The sequence below is a fragment of the Paenibacillus sp. DMB20 genome, assembly GCF_000987955.1.
Taxonomy (GTDB): domain Bacteria; phylum Bacillota; class Bacilli; order Paenibacillales; family Paenibacillaceae; genus Paenibacillus_AQ.
This window is the reverse complement of record NZ_LAZU01000009.1, coordinates 1-1,935: the sequence shown is the minus strand read 5'-3', so window position 1 is coordinate 1,935 and position 1,935 is coordinate 1. Positions and strand designations below refer to the sequence as shown.

Below are 1,935 nucleotides of genomic sequence, written 5' to 3'. Positions count from 1 at the left end.
CGCAGGAACGTCGCAAGATCGTCGAAGCGCTGGCGCTGGCCGCTGCCGGTCAGGCCGCGCGCATTGCCGTGACAGCGCTGATCGGCGGCCGTGTGCGCCACCTTGACCTGATGCTCGCGCCGCTGCGAGGCCGCGATCAGCGCGTCGACATGATTGTCGGCACGGCCGTCGACGTCACCGATCGCGCGGCGTCGGAAAAATACCGCCAGCTTGCCGGGCGCATGGAGGCACTGGGCAAGCTCGCCAGCGGCATCGCGTTCGATTTCAACAATCTGTTGTCGATCATCAGCGACAGCATCGAGACGTTGCAGGATCATCTGGGCGACACCCAGCGGCGCGCCCGCTGACGGAAACCGCCCTCCGTGCCGCCTATCAGGGGGCATCGCTCACCCGCAGCCTGCTGTCGTTCGCGCGCGAGGAGGCCATGACGCCGGCACCGGCGGATGCCGGCCGGCTGGTGGCATCAGCGGCCGATCTGCTGCGCCGTATCCTGCCCGCCAATATCGAGCTGGGTCTGACCTGCGCGCCCGACTGCGCACTCGATCGCACCGACCCCGGCCAGCTGCAGAATGCGCTGGTCAATCTGGTGGTCAATGCCCGCGATGCCATGCCCGCCGGCGGCGCGTTGCACATCAGTACGGATCGGGTCCGGGTGGAGGAAACACGGGCGGCCCTGCTTGGCGTCGCGCCGGGCGATTATGTGTGCGTTCGTGTCAGCGATACCGGCTGCGGCATGACGCCTGATAGTGGCGCGGCGCGCGGTTCGAGCCGTTCGTTCACCACGCCGGGAGAATGCGAGCGGGCTTGGCCTGTCGATGGTCCACGCCTTCGCCCGCATGTCGGGCGGTCAGGTGGAGCTGGAGTCCCGGCCTGGCGCGGGCACCTCGGTAAGTCTGCTGCTGCCGGCGCGCGTCACCCCAACGCCGCTGCGTAGATTTCCGGCTTGAAGCCGGCGATGCGCTGGCTGCCGGTGTCGAGGATCGGGCGCTTGATCATCGACGGCTGGGCCACCATCAGCGCCACCGCCTTGTCGATATCAAGCTCGCGCTTGTCGCTGTCAGGCAGGTTGCGGAACGTGGTGCCGGCGCGGTTGAGCACCGTCTCCCAGCCCAGTTCCTCCGCACCAGGCACGAACCCGCGCGGCATCGATGCCCCTGCTTGTAATCATGAAAGGCATAGGCGACGCCATGGTGGTCGAGCCAGGCGCGTGCCTTCTTCATGGTGTCACAGGCCTTGATGCCATAAAGCATGATCGTCATGCCGTTTCTCCTCGGCGCGGGTGTCGGATCGGGCAAGCTCTATCGTCCGATCACGCCGCGGGGAAGCGGGGACGATCCGGGTCGCGGGCTCAGCCGGCGCGACTGAGGTCCAGCGCCACGTCGACGATCATGTCCTCCTGGCCGCCGACCATCTTGCGCCGGCCCAGTTCGACGAGGATCTGCCGGGTGTCGAGGCCATAATCATCGGCCGCCTTTTCGGCATGGCGCAGGAAGCTGGAATAGACGCCGGCATAACCGAGGCTGAGCGTCTCGCGGTCGACCCGCACCGGGCGGTCCTGCAGCGGCCGCACCAGTTCCTCCGCCGCGTCCATCAGCTTGTAGAGGTCGCAGCCATGGTTCCAGCCCTTGCGGTCGGCGGCGGCGATGAACACCTCCAGCGGTGCGTTGCCGGCACCGGCACCCATGCCGGCGAGGCTGGCGTCGACGCGGATGGCGCCGCCCTGCACCGCCACCATCGAGTTGGCGACGCCGAGGCTGAAGAAGGTAACGGCAGGCAGCAGATATACGAACGCAGGCATCGTCTGCATGAAGTCCAGAATCGGAATGATAATGCGGGATGCCGTACGGCTGTAAGCACACCAAATCCCGATCGGAACGCCCAACAGCACCGAGATCAGACCTGAAGTCAATACAAGGCTGAGGGTGTCCATTGTTT

General features: G+C 66.4%; 3 protein-coding genes and 2 pseudogenes. 3 read left to right on the top strand and 2 right to left on the bottom strand.

The features are described 5' to 3' along the window. The 3 genes and pseudogenes from XI25_RS03080 to XI25_RS36690 form a co-directional block, all read left to right on the top strand. Positions 1–347, top strand: a 347-nt coding sequence (locus tag XI25_RS03080; RefSeq protein ID WP_046677323.1) for a PAS domain-containing protein, incomplete at its 5' end; no start/stop codon positions are given. A 77-nt stretch (positions 348–424) separates the two neighbouring features. Beyond that, a pseudogene (locus XI25_RS36695) lies at positions 425–742 on the top strand (ATP-binding protein); the annotation flags it as partial. A 73-nt stretch (positions 743–815) separates the two neighbouring features. Then, positions 816–947, top strand: coding sequence for a hypothetical protein (locus XI25_RS36690; protein WP_442950353.1), 132 nt, complete (start codon positions 816–818; stop codon positions 945–947). Here XI25_RS36690 and XI25_RS03070 read toward each other — a convergent pair. Then, positions 913–1,146, bottom strand: a complete 234-nt coding sequence (locus tag XI25_RS03070) for an ArsC/Spx/MgsR family protein (protein WP_200901356.1) — start codon at positions 1,144–1,146, stop codon at positions 913–915. The two genes, XI25_RS36690 and XI25_RS03070, sit on opposite strands and share 35 nt — an antisense overlap. Positions 1,147–1,348: 202 nt before the next feature. Next, positions 1,349–1,935: pseudogene (locus XI25_RS03065) on the bottom strand (hypothetical protein); the annotation flags it as partial.